The sequence below is a fragment of the Streptomyces sp. NBC_00104 genome (genome assembly GCF_045160825.1).
Taxonomy (GTDB): domain Bacteria; phylum Actinomycetota; class Actinomycetes; order Streptomycetales; family Streptomycetaceae; genus Streptomyces.
The window spans coordinates 8560818-8578182 of the sequence record NZ_CP108215.1; the positions used below are offsets into that span (position 1 = coordinate 8560818).

A 17365-nucleotide genomic window follows, 5' to 3' on the forward strand; every position below is an offset into this window, starting at 1 on the left:
GTCGCCCATCGGCACCGCCCCGCGATCCCTACGGGGCGGTGGTGCTGAGGTCCCGGAGAATCTCCCGCTCTCGCGAGGTGAGTGGGGGGCCCGACAGCGGTGGGAGGACCGGGCCCAGGGCGGTGGACAGGAGCAGGGCGGGGTGGAGCAGGTGGAGGGCGTCCGCCTGGAGGGTGGTCACCCTGCACATGGCGGCGGAGACGCGGTACGAGCCGGTGGCGACGCGGGCCATGCGGCCGGTGTAGGCGGACAGCAGGCGGTCGGCGATCGTGGGGGACTTGCCGCGGACCCCGGGGAACCACTGGTCCTGGCCGACGGACATGGTCCAGGCGGCGTTCACCACCTTCGCGGCCGCCCGCTGCGCCCGGCGTGCCAGTCCGGGCGCGCCGACGCCGGTCCGGTCCAGTTCCCGGCCCAGCTCGCGCGCGCCGAGCGCGGCCACCGACATGCCCTGCCCGTAGACCGGGTTGTAGGTGGCGACGGCGTCCCCGAGTGCCACCAGGCCCTCGGGCCATGTCCCCGACTTCTCGAAGTAGCGGCGCTCGTTGCGGGTGCTGCGGCTGAGGGTCACGTCGGTCAGCGGCTCGGCGCCGGCGATCAGCCGGCTCACGAGGGGGTGGCGCAGGCCGCGCGCGAAGGGCACGAAGTCGTCGGGTGAGCCGGTGGGTTCGGCACCCCGGGTGCCGCTGAGACTGACCAGCCAGCGGTTGCCCTCGATCGGGAGGAGGAGCCCCGACCGGCCGGGCCGGCCGGCCGCCGGGTCCGCGGTGACCTGCGCCGGCGGGAAGGATTCCGCTCCCTCGGGGATGCGGTAGAGACGGGTCGCGTAGACGAGCCCGGAGTCGACCACGTCCTTGCGGATACCGGTGATGCCGAGGGCCGCGAGCCAGTGCTCGACACGGGTGCCGCGGCCGCTCGCGTCCACGACCAGCTCCGCGCGCAGACTCTCCTCGGCCCGGTCCCCGCCTCCGTCACCGGTGATCCGGACGCCGGTGACCCGCTCGGCGGTGCCCAGGAGGCCGGTGGCCGAGGCCCGCCGGATCCTGACGCGGGTGGTGCTCTCGAGGACGGCGTCGCGGACGGTCCAGTCCAGCAGGTCGCGGCTGCCGATGAGCAGGGGGTGGGTGTCGTGGTGGCGTGAGCGCCGGTACCAGCCCTGCGGGCCCAGCGTCACCAGGCCCGAGGTGAGGCCGCGTTCCCGGGCGCCCGCCGCCAGCAGCCGCTTGCGCACGCCGCCCCCGGGCACGAGCTCGTCGATGGCGTCGCGTCCGCTGGGCAGGAGGACATGGGCGTGGCGGCCCTGCGGGAGGCCCTTGCGCGGTCGGGGTGCGTCCGGAAGCTCGTCGCGTTCCAGCACGATCACTTCGTCGACGGACCGGGCCAGGGCCGCTGCGGCGAGCATGCCGGCCATACTCGCACCGATGACGACCGCGGTACGCGGCATGGATCCCCCTGCGCTTGGTGGAAGCCCTCACCGTACCCTCGCGTGCCTGATCGCCCTAGAAGATCAAAGCAACAGTGCGCAGACGAGACCTCCCGGGCCCCCTCGCCTCCCTCGCCGCCCGCACCCGGGGTGGCGGCCCGCAGCTCGCCCAGCCGCTGCTCAACGAGCGTGGTAGGTAAGGTGCTCCGGCGGCTCGGGGGATGTGCGCCGGGGCGCCGGGGCGCCGGGGGACGGGACGCGGCCCCGCCCGGTGACACATCGGGCGGGGCCTCCTTCGTCGGACGGTCAGCTCGTGGCCCGTACCGCGTCGCGGATCACTGACGCGACCTCCTTGGGGCGGGAGACCGCCACCGCGTGGGAGGCGCCCTCGATCTCGGTGACGGTGGCACCGGCGCGCTTGGCGCCGAAGCGCTGGACGTCGGGGTTGATGGCCTCGTCGGCGTCGGCGACGACGGCCCAGGAGGGCTTGGCCTGCCAGGCGGCGGTCGAGGTCTGCTCGGTGAACACCGAGGCGGACAGGGGGCGTTGGGAGACGGCGAGGATCCTGGTGACCTCGGCCGGGACGTCGGCGGCGAAGATGCCGGGGAAGGCGTCCGCCTTGATCGTGACCTCCACGGCGGGGTCGGCGCCCTCGACGGGGTACGTCCACTCGTCGAGGTTGGCGACGAGCGGGGACAGCGGGAAGCGGCCCTGCAACTCGCCCAGGCTCTCGCCCTGTTCGGGGACGTACGCGGCCACGTAGACCAGGCCGACGACGTTCTCGGCGGCGCCGGCCACGGTGATGATCGCGCCGCCGTAGGAGTGGCCGACGAGGACGACGGGGCCGTCGATCTGGGCCGCCGCGGAGGCGACGTACGCGGCGTCGGAGGCCAGGCCGCGCAGCGGGTTCGACAGCGCGCGGACCGGGATGTCCTGGCCGCGCAGTTCCTCGATGACGCCGGCCCAGCTGGACGCGTCGGCGAAGGCGCCGTGCACGAGGAGGACGGTGGGGGTGGGGGACATGGCGGGGTTCTCCTTCTCGGTCGCCGGGTGCGCCCGGCGACCGTGGGTGTCTCGGGGGTCGTGGGTGTCCAGGGGGTCGGGCGGGGTCAGCTGCCGTGCAGCGCGGTGCGCAGGGTGCCCGTGGCCAGCGTGATCGCGGCCTCGGCGGCGTGCGTCTCCCGCAGGGCGTTGAGCATGACGAAGTCGTGGATGATGCCCTGGAAGCGCACGGCGGTCACCGGTACGCCCGCCTCGCGCAGCTTGTTGGCGTACGCCTCGCCCTCGTCGCGCAGGACGTCGGCCTCGCCGGTGATGACCAGGGCCGGCGGCAGGTCCTTGAGCTGCTCGACGCTCGCCCGCAGCGGGGACGCGGTGATCTGGGCACGCTCGGCCTCGTCGGTCGTGTACTGGTCCCAGAACCACTGCATGCCGTCACGGCGCAGGAAGTAGCCGGTGGCGAACTGGTGGTAGGAGCCGGTGTCGAAGCTCGCGTCCGTCACCGGGTAGAACAACACCTGCTGGACCAGCGGGACGTCACCGCGCTGCTTGGCCATCAGGGTCAGCGCGGCGGTCATGTTGCCGCCGACCGAGTCACCGGCGACCGCCAGCCGGGTACCGTCCAGGTCCTTGGACGCGCCCTGCTCGACGATCCACTTCGCGACCGCGTAGTTCTGCTCGATGGCCACCGGGTAGCGGGCCTCGGGGGAGAGGTCGTACTCGGGGAAGACCACGGCGGCGTGCGCGCCGACCGCCAGCTCGCGCACCAGCCGGTCGTGGGTGTGCGCGTCGCCGAACACCCAGCCCGCGCCGTGGATGTAGAGAACCACCGGCAGGACGCCCTCGGCGCCGGCGGGCCGCACGACGCGTGCCCGGACACTGCCCGTCGGGCCGCCCGAGACGGTGATCCACTCCTCGTCGATCTCCGGCTTCTCGATCTCGCCGGACTGCACCTCGTCGACCGCCTTCCGGCCCTCCGCGGGCGGCAGTTCGAAGAGGAAGGGCGGGTTGGCGGTGGCCTCCGCGAAGGCGGCGGCCGCCGGCTCCAGGACCGGCCGGGTCGGCTCGAAGGTGTCGGACATGTGGTTCTCCCGATGTGTCGCGATGTCTTGCGGTGTGGTGCGGCGTGCGGCGCTGCGATGCGGTGCGGCGTGCTGCGCTGCGGCGTGCTGCGGTGTCGAGCGATGTGTTGCGGTGGTGTCGAGCGATGGGGTGTGCGGGACATGCCCGCTGCGCGGGACAGGCCGGCCGTGTGGGACAGGCCGGCCGTGTGGGCCGTGCGGGCAGCGCTTCGGCCAGCACGCTAGAGCCGGAAGGGCGTGGGGAATTGCCCGCCAGCGCACGGAAGCCGGTCCGAGAGCGCACGGACACGCGGAACGCCGAGCCCGGTGCGCTGTGAGGACGAACGCGGTGCGCTGCCGGAACACGGAGAAGGGACCGTCCCGCCTAGCTTCGAACGCGGCGCCGCATTTCGAAGCGTCCCCCTCTCAGGAAAGGCACCCCCCGTGGTCGACATCGACGAGGTCACCGCAACCCCCGGACCCGACCTGCTCACCCCCGACAACTGCGCGGTCCTGTTCGTGGACCACCAGCCGCAGATGTTCTTCGGCACCGGCAGCGGCGACCGCACCGCGATCATCAACGCTGCCGTGGGCCTGGCCAAGGCAGCCCGGGTCTTCGACGTGCCCGTGGTCCTCAGCACGGTGGCCGCCGAGTCCTTCTCCGGCCCGCTCCTGCCGCCGCTCGCGGACGTCTTCCCCGACCACAAGATCGTCGACCGTACGACGATGAACGCCTGGGAGGACGTCGCCTTCGTCGAGGCGGTGAAGGCCACCGGCCGCAAGAAGCTCGTCATCGCGGGCCTGTGGACCGAGGTCTGCGTCGTCCTGCCCGCCCTGTCCGCGCTCGCCCAGGGCTACGAGGTCTACGTCGTCACCGACGCGTCCGGCGGCGTCACCCCGCAGGCCCACGAGCACGCCGTGCAGCGCATGATCCAGGCCGGCGCCGTACCGGTCACCTGGGTACAGGTGCTCCTGGAGTTTCAGCGCGACTGGGCGCGCGCGGAGACGTACGGGCCCACCACCGAGGTGGTCAAGGAGCACGGTGGCGCCTACGGTCTCGGGATCGTCTATGCGCAGGCCGTCATCGGCGAGCACGCGGCGGGCTGACGGCTCACGAACGGCTCACGGACGGCTCACGGACGGTGCTCCGCCCGGCGGAGCGGAAGGAGTGGCGGGTTGTGCACAAGCTGCTGACGGACCTCGTCCACACCCTCGCCCCGCCGCGCGGCGACCGGCACGGACCGCTGCCGCCACTGATGCTGACCCTGACGGTGGTGACCGGGGTCGTGGACGCCGTCAGCTATCTGGGCCTCGGGCACGTGTTCGTCGCCAACATGACCGGCAACGTGGTCTTCCTGGGCTTCGCCCTGGCCGGCGCCGACGGGCTGTCCGCGCTCGCGTCCGTCGTCGCCATGGCCGCGTTCCTCGCGGGCGCCGTGGCCGGCGGCCGGTCCGCGGCGCGGTTCGCGGCCCACCGAGGACGGCTGCTGGCCGTCGCCACGGTGTTCCAGGCGGTGCTGGTCGCCGGGGCCGTCCTCACGGCCGCCGTCTCCGACGACCGGGTCGACGACCCCGTCACGTACGCCCTGATCGTGCTCCTCGGTCTCGCCATGGGCCTGCAGAACGCGGTCGTACGGCGCCTCGGTGTGCCCGACCTCACCACCACCGTGCTGACGCTCACCCTGACGGGCCTGGCGGCGGACTCCGCCCAGGCCGGCGGGGAGGCACCCCGGCCCGGTCGCCGCCTCCTCTCCGTCCTCGCCATGTTCCTCGGCGCCCTCGCCGGAGCCCTCCTCCTGCTGCACACCGACCTCACGCTCACCCTGGGCCTGGCGCTGCTGCTGCTCACGGCGACCTCGGTGGCCGCGTACCGGTTCTCGGCGGCGAACGCGGCCTGGACGAGGCCGCCGGACTGAGACGCGGGTGGTGCCGGCTGCCCGTCCGCCTGCCTCCGGTCTACCGGCTACGAGGCCGCATGCCCCGTCCGCCTGCCGGAACCCGTCCCGCGGAGTCCCGCCACTCGCTCGGTGACATGCCGTACGCCGCCCGGAAGACCCGGCTGAAGTGGGTGGCGCTCAGGAAGCCCCAGCGGCCGGCGACCGAGGCGATGGTACGGCGGTTGCGGACGCCGAGGACGAGGTCGCGGCGGCACTCCTCCAGTCGGCGCCGCTGGATCCAGCGGCCCACGGTCGTGCCCTCGTCCTGGAAGAGCTTGTGCAGATAGCGCACCGAGATGTGGTGGGCCCCCGCGATCACCTCGGGCGACAGGTCCGCGTCGGCCAGGTGCTCGTCGATGAACCGCAGGACACGTGCCACCAGCGGCGACCGGCCGCCGGGGGTGTCCGTCCCGGTCCTCCCCAGTTGCTCCGTGGCGAGGGTGGCCAGCAGGTTCACGGCGTTCCGCGCGAGCATCTCGCCGACCACGGGGGCGGCGGCGACCGCCGTGTCCGCGAGCTCGGACAGGAACGGCGACAGCAGCGTCCCCAGCCGGGAGGACCGGGCGACGGGGGTCGCGACGACGCGCCGCAGGTCGCCGTCGTCCAGCCCCAGTTCCTCGCACGGGACGAGGAAGACCTTGAGCCGGCAGCGCCCGGGGAAGTCCGGTAACGGCGGGTGGTTCGCGTCGTAGAAGCAGATGTCCCCCGGCTGGAGGGAGACATCCGGTGTCCGTCCGGCGGGCGGGACGCCGGCCCCGCGCACCCCCACCAACAGGTACGCGCCGCCGGTCCGCGCGGTCAGCCGGTACGCCCCTGTCCCGGGCCGCCCGTCCCCGGGCAGCCCCGTGGCCCTCCCGTCGAGGGCGGGATCGAGGTCGAGGACCGCGATGCGGAGGCCCGCCGCCGCGAGGGTGCTGGTGTCGGACCTGGTCATCTGTCGCTTCCTCCACGGCTGTTCGAACACACCGTCCATCACTGCACCCGGAGCGTAGGAAGGGAGATGTGAAAAAAGAGTGACCGTGAAGTGACGGTGGCGGCTGTGGGCCTTGCGGTGGGACGGCTGTCCGGAAGCCCTTCACCCAGTAGCTGCTCGCCTGGACTCCGGCCGCCGTACACGCCTGCGCGACCCACTCCTCCAGCCAGGTGCCATCGCGCCGCAGTGGTGGAACAGGTCGTGGACCCGGTCCCACGGCCCGGAGCGTCCCGGCACATCACGCCATGAAGGGGCTAGACGTCACCCGTGCGCGAGTCGTACGTCCGGGCCCGCTCGGCGGCGAAGACGCGCAGCAGGTCGTGCTGGGCGTAGCGGCCCGGCGCGTGTTCGGTGACGAGGTGGGCGTCGGCGAGGTCGTCGAGCAACAGCCGGGCCCGACGGGCCGGGAGGCCGGCCAGGGATGCTGCCGTGTCCGGGTCCAGGTCGGGGCCGGGGTGCAGCGGCAGCAGACGGAACAGCCGGGCGTGCTCCGGCGGCAGACGACGGTACGAGCGGGCGAAGACGGCGCGGAGGTCGGGCGTCTCGCCGACGTCGGTGGTGGCGGGGCCGTTGGGGGCGCGGAACCTCTCATCGGTGCCGACGGGGCCGGGAGGGGAGTCGGGCGTCCCTCCGGGGGCGGCGAAGGCCGTACGGGTGTGGGGTGTTCCTGCGGCGCCGGCGAAGGCCGTACCCGTGTGGGGTGTTCCTGTGGTGTCGGCGAAGGCGTCGAGGCTGTCCCGGGTGTGACGCAGCTCGGCGGCGAGGGCCGGAAGCGGGAGACCGGGGCGGCCGGGGCGGCCGGTGGCGCGGGCGGCGACGATCCGCAGGGCCAGGGGCAGTCGGCCGCACCGGGCGACGATCTCGTCGGCCGCCTCGGGCTCGGCGGTCGGCCGGTCGTGCCCGAGGTGTGCCGCCAGCATCGCCCGCGCGTCCGCCGCCGACGGCAGGCCCAGGCGCAGCGGATGGGCGCCCGAAGCGATCAGCCCCGACAGCCCGTTGCGGCTGGTGACCAGGGTCAGGGAGCCCGGCGACGCGGGCAGCAGCGGCCGTACCTGCTCGGTGTCGGCCGCGTCGTCCAGCAGGACCAGCAGCCGCCGGCCGGCCAACAGGCTCCGGTACAGGCCGGCGAGGGAGTCCGTGCGGCCCGGCATACGCGCGGGCGGTACCCCGAGCGCGGTGAGCATCCCGCGCAGCGCCTCCGCGGGGTCCAGGGGTGCCTCGACCGCGTCGAACCCCCTCAGGTCGACGTGGAGTCGGCCGTCGGGGAAGCGTCCGGCGGCCATGCGTGCCCAGTGCGCCGCGAGGGCCGTCTTGCCGATCCCGGGCATCCCGCTGATCAGCACGGTGGCGGGCGCCGCCGCGTGGAGGGCGCGTACGGTCGGGGGCGCCCCGGCGGAGACGGCGACCGCGTCCGTGAGCTCTGCCAGGCGTCCGAGTTCGGACCGTCTGCCGACGAAGGCCGGGAGGTCGGGCGGCAGCGGGGAGAGGCCGGCGGCGGGGGCGGAAGCCGGTCCGGGCCGTGGCGTGTTCGAAGGGGGTCCCGGCGGTCCGGCCGTCCGGGCCGCCGGGGAGCCCGGTGCCGGGTGCGGACCGGCCGGCCCCCACTCCTGCCGGAGCACCCGGGTGTGGGCCGCGGCCAGTTCCGTGCCGGGTGCCACCCCCAACTCCTCGGCCAGCAGCCGTCGTACACGTTCGTACGCGGCCAGGGCCTCCGCCTGGAGGCCGGAGGAGGCCAGGGCCAAGACGAGCGCGGCGTGCAACGACTCGTCGAGCGGGTCGAGTTCGAGGGCCTGACGCAGCCGGGGCAGCACCTGCTCGGTCCTCCCGCCGAGGAGCGCCGCGTCGGCGGCCATCCGGGCCGTGTGAACCAACTCGCGTTCCACTGCGGCGAACACGGTGTGCTCCCGTACGGCGGCGGGGATCCCCATCGCCACCGGACCGCGCCACTCGCTCAGCGCGTCCACGAAGTGCCGCGACGCCGCCTCGGACCGTCCGGTGGCCGCCGCCCGCTTGCCCCGCTTGGTGAGCGCGCGGAACCGCAGCAGGTCGACCTCGTCCTCGCCCGCCTCCAGGAGATAGCCCCCGGCCCGGCGCAGCAGCCGTCGTCCGGGAGCCCGGGGCGGCAGCCCGGGTTCGAGCAGTCGCCGCAGCGAACCGGCGTACCGGCGCACCACGTTCCGCGCGCTGGCCGGCGCCCGCTCGGGCCACAGCACGTCGACGATCTCGCCCAACGGCACCGGCCGACCGGCACGCACCACCAACAGCCCCAGCAGCGCCCGCTGTTGGGGGAAACCGAGGTCGAGCTCCTCCTCGCCCCGGCGCACCCGAAGCGGTCCCAGTACGTCGAACCGCATCACGTCCCTCCGCATCACGTCTCCCACATCACGTGCCCACAGAAGCGGGTCGGTTGGCTGAGGTCGACCCGATCGGCCCGCCCCGGCACGGCACCTCACGCGAGGTCCTCGCCAGGGAGAGGGCGCCGGTCACCCGCATCGTTCGCTCGCGGTGAGCAGGGACCGGACCCGGTCGGCGTCGGGGTGGCCGAGGGTGATGAGAAGGGTGAGGGCCTGCTGCCGCACCTCGCGGGCGGTGTCGTGGTCGCTCATCGCGGCATGGGTGTCGCCGAGGTGGACGAGGGTGCAGGCCTCCAGGTACGGCACGCCCAACTCCCGGTAGAGGGCGAGGGCGTGGCCGTAGCCGAGGAGGGCGTTCGGGTGGCGGCCGAGGTGGTGGTGGGCGTAGGCGATGGTGTGCCAGGTGGCGGCCTGGCCGTAGCGGTCGCCGAGTTCCTGGAGCAGGGGCAGGGCCTGGTGGCAGTGGTTCAGGGCCTCCCGGTGCTCGCCGAGCAGCGCGTGGTACCAGCCGACGGAGTTGAGGACACTGGCGTACGCGGCACGACGGCCGCTGTTCCGGAACAGCTCCATGGCCAGCCGGTTGTGGTGGAGGGCGCCGGGCAGATCCCCCTCCTGGTCGCGGGTCCAGCCGAGGCTGCGATGGGTGTCGGCGCGCCCGATGTCGTCCCCGAGGCCGGTGAAGAGCTCCAGCGCACGGTCGAGGCGGGGGCGGGCCGACCCGTGCAGACCGAGCCGGCTCTCGGCCCGGGCCAGCGCGCGCAGGCCCCTGGCCTCCCAGGCGGGTTCGGCCATGCGCAGCGCCGCGTCGAGCGCGATCCGCTGGACGGTCGCCCAGTCGTGCCAGTGCCCCCGCCGGTCGAAGAACGGCTCCAGCGCCCAGGCGAGCAGACACGCCGCCCGGTCGCGGCCGGACCGGGCCGCCGCCCCGACGACGGCGAGCAGCACCGGATACTCGGCGGTCAGCCAGGCCAGCGCCTGCGCGTGGCCGACGAGCGGCTCGGCGCGCAGGCCGGCCGGGGGCGGGCCCGGTGGCATCGGGTCCGCGTACGGGGCGAGCAGCGGCTCGGTGGCGTGCGCGCTGTGCAGGTAGTACGCGTACAGCCGCTCGGTGGCTTCCTCGCGCCAGGCGTCCGGGACCTGATCCGCCAGGAGTTCGGCAGCGTGGGAGCGCAGCAGATCGTGCAGGGCGTATCGGCCGGGGGCGGGCTCGCCCACGAGGTGGACGTCGGCCAGCTCGGTCAGGAGCGAGCGCGCCCGGCGTACGGGCAGCTCGGCGAGCGCGGCCGTCGACGCCACGGAGAAGTCCGGGCCGGGATGCAGTGCCAGCAGCGGGAAGAGGCGTGCTGCCTCGGCCGACACGGCACTCAGCGACCAGGAGAACACCGCCCCGACGTTCGCGGACGCGTCGGTCCGGCTGAACGCGTCCAGGCTGCCGTGCGCCGCGCGCAGCTCCGCCGCGATCGCCGACAACGGGAAGCCCGGGTGCGCCGCGGCCCGCGCCGCGACACAGGCCAGCGCCAACGGAAGTCCCCCGCACAGGGCCGCGATCTCCGCCACCGCCCGTGCCTCACCCGCGAGCCGTCCGGCTCCCAGTCTGCGTTCGAGGAACGTCCGCGCCTGCCCGGCGTCCAGCGGACGCAACGCCAGGGTGTGGGCGCCGTGCGCGGAGACCAGGCCCGACAGCTGGTTGCGGCTCGTCACGATGGTCAGACAGCCGGGCGTACCCGGCAGCAGCGGCCGCACCTGCTCGGTGTCCCGCGCGTTGTCCAGCAGCACCAGGTACCGCCGGCCCGCCAACAGGCTGCGGTACAGCGCCGCCTGGGCGTCCACCCCGTGCGGGACCCGCTCCGGGGGGACCCCCAACGCGTCGAGGAAGACCCGCACCGCTTCCCCCGCGCCCATCACCGCACCGGACGGCGCGAACCCCCGGAGGTTGACGTAGAGCTGCCCGTCCGGGAACCGGTCGGCGACCCGGTGTGCCCAGTGCACGGCGAGTGTGGTCTTGCCGATCCCGGCCATACCGCCGATCGCGCTGATCACCACCGTGCCGGCGGGGCGCACGCCGTCGCCGTCGTTGCTGTCACCGCCGCCATCGACATTGACATCGACATTGCCGTCGTCACCGTCGTGGCTGTCACCGCCGTGGTCGGCGAGGAGCGCCAACACCTGCTCCAGCTCGGCGCTCCGCCCGGTGAACATCGGTAGGTCGTGGGGGAGTTGGGCGGGAACGGCGGCGGGTACGGGGGCCGCGCCGTGCGGGGTCGGAGAGCCGGCCGCCGTGGTCACGGCCGCCGTGGTCGCGGCCTCCGAGGAAGCGGCTGCGCGACGCGAACCGGCGCTGTGGGTAACGGTGTTGTGCGTACCGGTGCTGTGCGTACCGGTGTTGTGATGGCCGATGTCGTGCCGACCGCTGCTGTGGGGACCTGCGTGGTGCGGATCGTCCTTGTGCGATGTCGCGTCGGCCCGCCCGGTGGCCCGCAGTACAGTCTGCCGGGCGTCGCGGAGTTCCGGCCCCGGATCGATGCCCAACTCGTCGGCGAGCCTCGCGCGGGCGGCCCGGTAGGTGCCCAGCGCCTCGGCCTCGCGCCCGGTGGCGGCCAGCGCGAGCACCAGCCGGGCCAGCAGCGGCTCGTCCAACGGGTCTGCGGCCGCGGCCTCCTGGAGCATCGGCAGGACGGCGGCGGGACAGTCGGCGCGCAGCGCCGCGTCGGCCGCGTCCCGTACGGCCGCCGGCCGTTCACGATCGACCGCCCCGAACCCGGCGCGGTCCCGCACCTCGGCGGGGAGCCCGTCTCCGACCGGCCCGCGCCACAGACCCACGGCCTCGGTGAGCAGCTTCACGACCCGCGCCGCCGACTCGCGGGTGTCGCCGCCCACCCGACGCGCCTCGTCCCGCAGCGCGCGGAACCGCAGCAGATCCAGGGAGTCGGCGTCGACCAGGAGCCGGTATCCGCCCGCGTCCCGTATCAGCCAGCGGCCGACGGCACGGTTGGGCAGACCGGGCTCCACCATGCGCCTCAGCGAACCCACATGACGGCGGACCACGTTCACGGCACTGTCCGGCGGCCGTCTCCCCCACAGCACATCGACGATCTCGCTCACCGCCACCGGTTGCCCGGCCCGCACCAGCAACAGCCCCAACAGCGCCCTCTCCTGCGGACGTCCCCACGCCGGTGCCGCACTCGCCCGCTCCACCCGCACCGACCCCAGAACCGCGAACCGCACCGGCTCCAGCGCCAATTGGCCCTCCTCGTATCTCGTATCTCGTATCTTCTCCCCGCCCCATGACCATACGTGACTCCGCGTCTTACCCAGAGTTACGCGCATGTCATCGCCCCTGAGGGAGCCGGGCTCGGCACCGTCACCGGTGCGCCGCCCCGCCGGGTCGCCGCCGCCGGTGATACAGCTGTTCATCGAAATCGAATAGGTCTCCGAAAAGAGGGGTGGAGTCGGTGAACTCGGTACGGAAGAACGGTCTTCGGGACTCGGTCGACGCGGCCGGATCGGCCGGGCGGCACGCGGTGGTGGTCGGGGGAAGCCTCGCGGGGCTGCTCGCGGCGCGGGCTCTCGTCGGTCACGCCGAGCGGGTGACGATCGTGGAACGGGACCGTCTCCCGAAGGAGGACGAGGAGGGGACGGCGTCCCGGCCGGGCGTACCGCAGAGCCGGCACCCGCATGTCCTGCTGGAGGGCGGCCAACGCGCCCTGGACGCGCTGCTGCCCGGGTTCATGGCGGAGCTGAAGGCGGCGGGCGCGCCGCGGGTCGGGATGCCGGCGGACATGGTGCAGTTCCAGAACGGCCGCTGGTTCCGGCGGGTGCCCGCGTCGACCCACATACACACCGGGTCGCGGGCGCAGGTGGAGCGGTTGGTGCGGCGTCGGGTCCTCGCCGAGCCGTCGGTCACGCTCGTCGAGGGGACCGACACCGTCGGCCTGCTCGGGGACGCCACACGCGTTCGGGGCGTGCTGGTGCGCGAGCGCGGTGCCGGAGCCCGGGACGAACAGCGGGAACTCGCCGCCGACCTGGTCGTCGACGCCACCGGTCGCGGCACGAAGGCGTCGCGATGGCTGGCGGCCGTCGGAGCGGAGGCCCCGCACGAGGAGATCATCGACACGGGGCTCGCGTACGCCTCCCGCGTCTACCGCGACACCGGCGGAACCCTGGGCGGTGAACCGTCCGCCGACGCGCTCGGCCTCCACATCGTCCCCGACCCCGCACAGCCGTACGGCGCCGTCGTCGTCCCCCTGGAGGACGGCACCCACCTGGCCACCTTCTCCGGCCTGCGCGGCGACGAACCGCCCACGGACGAGGACGAGTTCGAGGCCTACGCCAAGCGGTTGCCGCACCCCGTGGTGCACCGCTGGATACGCGGAGCCGAGCCGCTGTCGCCGGTCTCCGGCTTCCGGCGGACCGCGAACGTACGACGCCGCTACGACCTGCCCGGCCGCCGCCCCGCCGGATTCCTGGCCACCGGCGACGCCCTGTGCACCTTCAACCCGATCTACGGGCAGGGCATGGCCGTCGCCGCGCTGAGCGCCGTGGCCCTGCGGGACGCGCTGGCCGACCCGCGTCGTACGCCCACCACCCGCCGGGTGCAGCGGGCGCTGCTCGCGACGTCGCGGCAGGCGTGGGACATCTCGGCCGGGGCGGACAAGAAGATGCCGGGAGCGATCGGCAACGCGGTCGCCGTCCGGCCCGCGGACCGCGTCGCCGGCTGGTATCTGCGCCGGGTGCAGGAACGCGTCCCGGGCGACCCCGTCGTGGGCCGCGCCTTCCGCTCCGTCGTCTCCCTCAAGGAACCGCTCGGCGCCCTGTTCGCCCCGCCCGTGGCCCGGGCCGTTCTCTTCGGGCCCGCCAAGGAGACCCCTGCCGAGCCGCCGATGACGCGTGAGTGACGTGAGGGAACGGAGGACTCCGCCTCCGGGCCCTTGACTCCGGGGGAAAGCGCTTGCCACACTCGCGACCCGCCACATGGATCGCCTGCCGCAACACCGCCGTACGGCCCGGTCCCGTACGCGCCCGCGCCACTCCAGGTCATCGGCCCGTCGGGTCCCCCGACCGTGGACGACCCGGTCGAATCCGGTTCGACTTGGGTCGACTCAGGTTCTACTCGGGTTCGACCAGGAGTGCGCGGCGGACGGCGGACGCACGGCAGGCGCGCCGATCCCCCCACAGGAGAAGCCGAAATGGGACGCAGAGCCGCAGCCCAGCCCACGGACACCGCCATGCCCGCCATACCTGACGGAGCGTCAAACTCCGCTGCCATGACCGTGGTTGCGGTGGACCCCCGTACCCCCACCGCGCGCCGCACACGAGCCCTCGCCACCGCGGCCTGCGCCACCGCCCTGCTCACCGGGGCCGCCGCGCTGACCGCACCCGCGAGCCCGGCCCCGGAACTCGCCGCGGCCCCGGTTGCCGCCGAGGCGCGGGTCGCGGCGGCGTGCGGCGAGGGCTCGTACCAGGCGGAGGCCGTGCTCAGCGGCTCCACCTGGACCGCCCGGCGCGGCAGCGGCGTCACGTACACCGGCACCGACATGCGCGCGGCGATCCAGGCCGCCGTCAACAGCCTCACCTCCGGCCGGACTTCGAAGGAGCGGGTCGTCGTGCGCGGCTCGGGATCCATCGGCGCCGGCTCCCGGGTCTCGCTGCCCAGCTACACCGTGCTCGACGTGTGCGGCACGATCAACGTCACCGGCACGGGCTCCGGCGACCAGGCGCCCGTCTACTCCCGCGGCACCCGCGACATCGAGGTCCAGCACCTCAACCTCACCGGCACCCCGCTGTACGGGATCTTCCTGCGCAACGTCCAGAACGTCGTCCTCGGCCAGCTCGACATGCGCCTCTCGCGCGGCCTCGGCGTCCGGATCGACAACCGGGGCGACACCAGCCAGTGGACGCGGAACGTCAGGATCGACAACGTGTACGTGTCCGGCGCGAGCAGCCACGCCGTCGAGACGTACGGCGTCGACGGGCTCACCGTGGGCACGGTGACCGCCCGCGACGTCGGTGAGTCAGGACTGCTCCTCAACCAGACGATCAACGCCACGGTCACCAAGGTCGACGCGGACGGCGCGGGCGCCGGCACCGGTTACGCGGCCTTCCGCATGGCCAACCGCAACGGCCGGGTGGGCAGTTCGTACCCGACCAACATCCGGGTCGGCGAGGTGATCGCGCGCGGCGGCGGACGCGGCGTCTTCTGTGTCTCCGAGAGCGGCGGCGCGGTCATCGACCGCGTCAACCTCACCAACACCGGCAACAACGCGATCCTGATCGAGAACTGCTACAACGTGAACCTCGCCGCCCAGAGCGGCACGGTCTCCGGCGGCGGCGAGATCCGGCTCGCGGCGCGATCGGAGTTCGCCAACAACCGTGACATCGCCGTCCAGAACCTGACGGTCACCAACTCGTCCATCAGGGAGAGCCCCTGCGGCGAGAACACCACCTTCCGCAACAACCGCCTGGTCAACAGCACGGAAAGCATCTGCTGACCAGCCCTCCCGCAGGGCGCGCCCGGAACCCGCTCCCGGGCGCGCCCGCCCTGCCGCTCCCGGCTCAGGCCACTCCGGGGGCCGACGCTGCGATCAGGGCGCCGCCGCGTAGCACCGGACGGTCACCGTCTGGTCCGCGCTCCACCGCTGCTCGACCGTGTCCAGTAGCTGCCAGCCGAGCCGTTCGTAGAGGGCCGCCGCGGCGGTGTCGGACGCCACCACGTCGAGCACCGGATGCAGACCGCGCCGCCGCGCCTCGGCGACGGTCTGGGCCATGAGCAACGCGCCGAACCCCCGGCCACGGGCCGACGGAGCGACGAACAGTCGGCTGACCACGGCCGTCTCGTCGACGCCCGCACCCGTACGGGCGCTCCACAGTCCGGGCGCCGCGTCGTCCGCGCCGCTCCGGGACAGGCCGACATGACCGGCGATCCGGCCGTCGAGTTCCACCACCCAGGCGGCGACGAGCGAGGGCGGCGTCAGCCATTCAGCGGGCCGGTCGGGCCGGTTCAGCGGATAGCCGTCGCGTTCGTGGACCTCCGCGAGCACCGGGGCGCAGTTCCCGAGATCGCGATCGGTCCGATACCGGACAACAGGGGTCGCACGTCCACCGGCCTTGCTCTCACTCTTCACGGCTGCATGGAAACACAGTCCACGGAGCCACCGCCGGGAAATTCCACCCGCCACGAGCGGGCCGCTCCCTCCCTCGCCCCGCTCGGCCGACCACCTCCCGAGCCCCTCCCGCCTCTCCCGTACCGCACCCGTCACCCAGGCCTGCTTGACGGCGGTGATGTTACCGGTAACACTGCGAGGGTCCCCGTCACGGAGAGGTGGAGTCCCGCGTGCCCGACACACCGACCGCGCAAGAGGTGAGGCAGATCCGACCGGCCCCGGAGGCAGGGGTGTTCAGCCCTGCCGCGGTGGTCGCGTCCTGTGTCGGCTTCGTCCTCATCGGCGCGCTCCAGGCGCTCTACGGCCCCGCCATCCCCGCCTTCCGTGACGAGTTCGGCCTGTCGCCGTCGGCCGCCGGACTCGGGCTGAGCGCCCACTTCGTCGGCGGGGTCGCCGGCGTGCTGCTCTTCGACCGGCTCTACGGGCGGATGGGCAACCGACGCATCCTCGGCACCTCGTACCTGCTGATGGCCCTCGGCGCCGCGGGCTTCGCCCTCGCCCCGAACTGGCCGGCCGCTCTGGCCGCCGCCCTGCTCGCCGGACTGGGCTTCGGCGGCATCGACTACGGTCTCAACCAGCTCTTCGCCGTCGGCTTCGGCCACCGCTCGACCGCCATGCTGAACATCCTCAACGCCCACTTCGGCATCGGCGCGATCCTCGGCCCGGCCCTGGTCGCCGCCGTCGGCGCCGAGCACTATCCGGCGCTCTTCCTCGCCTTCGCCGCCGCCAACCTGCCGCTGCTGCTCTGCCTGCGCGGCGTCCGCGACCAGGTGCCCCAGCCCGGTTCCGGCACGACCGGGACGACCGGCACGACCGGGACGACGGCGGGCGGGTCCGCGCGCGGCCGCAGCCTGGGCTCGGTGCTCGCCGTGTTCGTCACCCTCTACGTCCTGCACGTCGGCATCGAGGCCGGGGTCGGCGGCTGGGAACCCACCCACCTGGAGACGGTCGGATATGGCGCCGGCGCCGCCGCGACGGCCACCTCCGTGTACTGGCTGATGATGACGGTCGGCCGCTTCCTGGTCGCCCCCCTCGCCCTGCGCCACTCACCCCAGGCGATCATCACCGTCTCCTGCGCCGGCATGACCGTCTGCCTGCTGCTGGCCTCGGTGCCCTGGCTCGCCCCGTACGCCTACGCCGGAGTCGGCCTGTTCATCGCCCCTATCTTCCCCACCGGACTGCCCTGGCTGAACGCGGCCGCACCCCGGGCCCGCCGGGCCGGCGCGCTCGTCATCGCCGCCTCCATGATCGGGGGAGTGGCGGCGGGCCCTGCGCTCGGCAAGGCCATCGAGTGGTCCGGCGTCCGCGCGGTCCCGCTGCTGCTCTGCGCGGTCTCGGCCGTGTGCCTGCTGGCCACCCTGTGGCTGATCCGCGCCACCCGCACCGACCCGCCTGCCCTGTGACCCGGTTGAACCGACCCCGCCCAGCCACCCGTACGCCCGAGCCCCCACCCGTACG

Annotated in this window: 12 protein-coding genes; 5 read left to right on the plus strand and 7 right to left on the minus strand. The window is 73.8% G+C overall.

Translation table 11 applies throughout. From position 1 onward, the window contains the following. Positions 1-28: 28 nt before the first annotated feature. The 3 genes from OG272_RS37585 to OG272_RS37595 form a co-directional block, all read right to left on the minus strand. Complete coding sequence (locus OG272_RS37585) at positions 29-1444, minus strand: pyridine nucleotide-disulfide oxidoreductase (protein WP_327727361.1); 1416 nt, start codon at positions 1442-1444, stop codon at positions 29-31. Between the two features lie 285 nt (positions 1445-1729). Beyond that, positions 1730-2446 (minus strand): alpha/beta hydrolase, encoded by a 717-nt coding sequence (locus tag OG272_RS37590; protein WP_326575717.1) that lies wholly within the window; start codon positions 2444-2446, stop codon positions 1730-1732. A gap of 86 nt (positions 2447-2532) precedes the next feature. Further along, positions 2533-3504, minus strand: coding sequence for an alpha/beta hydrolase (locus tag OG272_RS37595; protein WP_327727359.1), 972 nt, complete (start codon positions 3502-3504; stop codon positions 2533-2535). A 423-nt stretch (positions 3505-3927) separates the two neighbouring features. Here OG272_RS37595 and OG272_RS37600 point away from each other — a divergent pair, with 423 nt between their 5' ends. Further along, positions 3928-4590 carry a hydrolase gene (locus tag OG272_RS37600; protein WP_326575713.1) on the plus strand — a complete coding sequence of 221 codons (663 nt, stop codon included), beginning with the start codon at positions 3928-3930 and terminating at the stop codon, positions 4588-4590. A gap of 71 nt (positions 4591-4661) precedes the next feature. Further along, complete coding sequence (locus tag OG272_RS37605; RefSeq protein WP_327727358.1) at positions 4662-5399, plus strand: YoaK family protein; 738 nt, start codon at positions 4662-4664, stop codon at positions 5397-5399. A 40-nt stretch (positions 5400-5439) separates the two neighbouring features. Here the strand turns inward: OG272_RS37605 and OG272_RS37610 are convergent, their stop codons facing one another. From OG272_RS37610 to OG272_RS37620, 3 genes are all read right to left on the minus strand, one after another. Continuing rightward, complete coding sequence (locus OG272_RS37610) at positions 5440-6354, minus strand: helix-turn-helix domain-containing protein (RefSeq protein WP_327727357.1); 915 nt, start codon at positions 6352-6354, stop codon at positions 5440-5442. Between the two features lie 293 nt (positions 6355-6647). Then, positions 6648-8762 (minus strand): BTAD domain-containing putative transcriptional regulator, encoded by a 2115-nt coding sequence (locus OG272_RS37615; RefSeq protein ID WP_327727356.1) that lies wholly within the window; start codon positions 8760-8762, stop codon positions 6648-6650. 114 nt (positions 8763-8876) lie between these two features. After that, positions 8877-11987 carry an AfsR/SARP family transcriptional regulator gene (locus tag OG272_RS37620; protein WP_405895573.1) on the minus strand — a complete coding sequence of 1037 codons (3111 nt, stop codon included), beginning with the start codon at positions 11985-11987 and terminating at the stop codon, positions 8877-8879. Between the two features lie 281 nt (positions 11988-12268). Between OG272_RS37620 and OG272_RS37625 the strand changes: the two genes are divergently transcribed. Next, complete coding sequence (locus tag OG272_RS37625) at positions 12269-13642, plus strand: monooxygenase (RefSeq protein WP_405896116.1); 1374 nt, start codon at positions 12269-12271, stop codon at positions 13640-13642. Between the two features lie 369 nt (positions 13643-14011). Continuing rightward, positions 14012-15235: a hypothetical protein gene (locus OG272_RS37630; RefSeq protein WP_327727354.1), complete on the plus strand. Its 1224-nt coding sequence runs from the start codon at positions 14012-14014 to the stop codon at positions 15233-15235. A 93-nt stretch (positions 15236-15328) separates the two neighbouring features. On the opposite strand, the gene OG272_RS37635 is transcribed toward OG272_RS37630, so the two are convergent. After that, a complete protein-coding gene (locus OG272_RS37635) occupies positions 15329-15784 on the minus strand; it encodes a GNAT family N-acetyltransferase (RefSeq protein WP_405895574.1) in 456 nt (151 codons plus the stop codon). Between the two features lie 293 nt (positions 15785-16077). On the opposite strand from OG272_RS37635, the gene OG272_RS37640 reads away from it, so the two are divergent. After that, positions 16078-17310, plus strand: a complete 1233-nt coding sequence (locus tag OG272_RS37640; RefSeq protein WP_327727352.1) for an MFS transporter — start codon at positions 16078-16080, stop codon at positions 17308-17310. Positions 17311-17365: the final 55 nt, after the last annotated feature.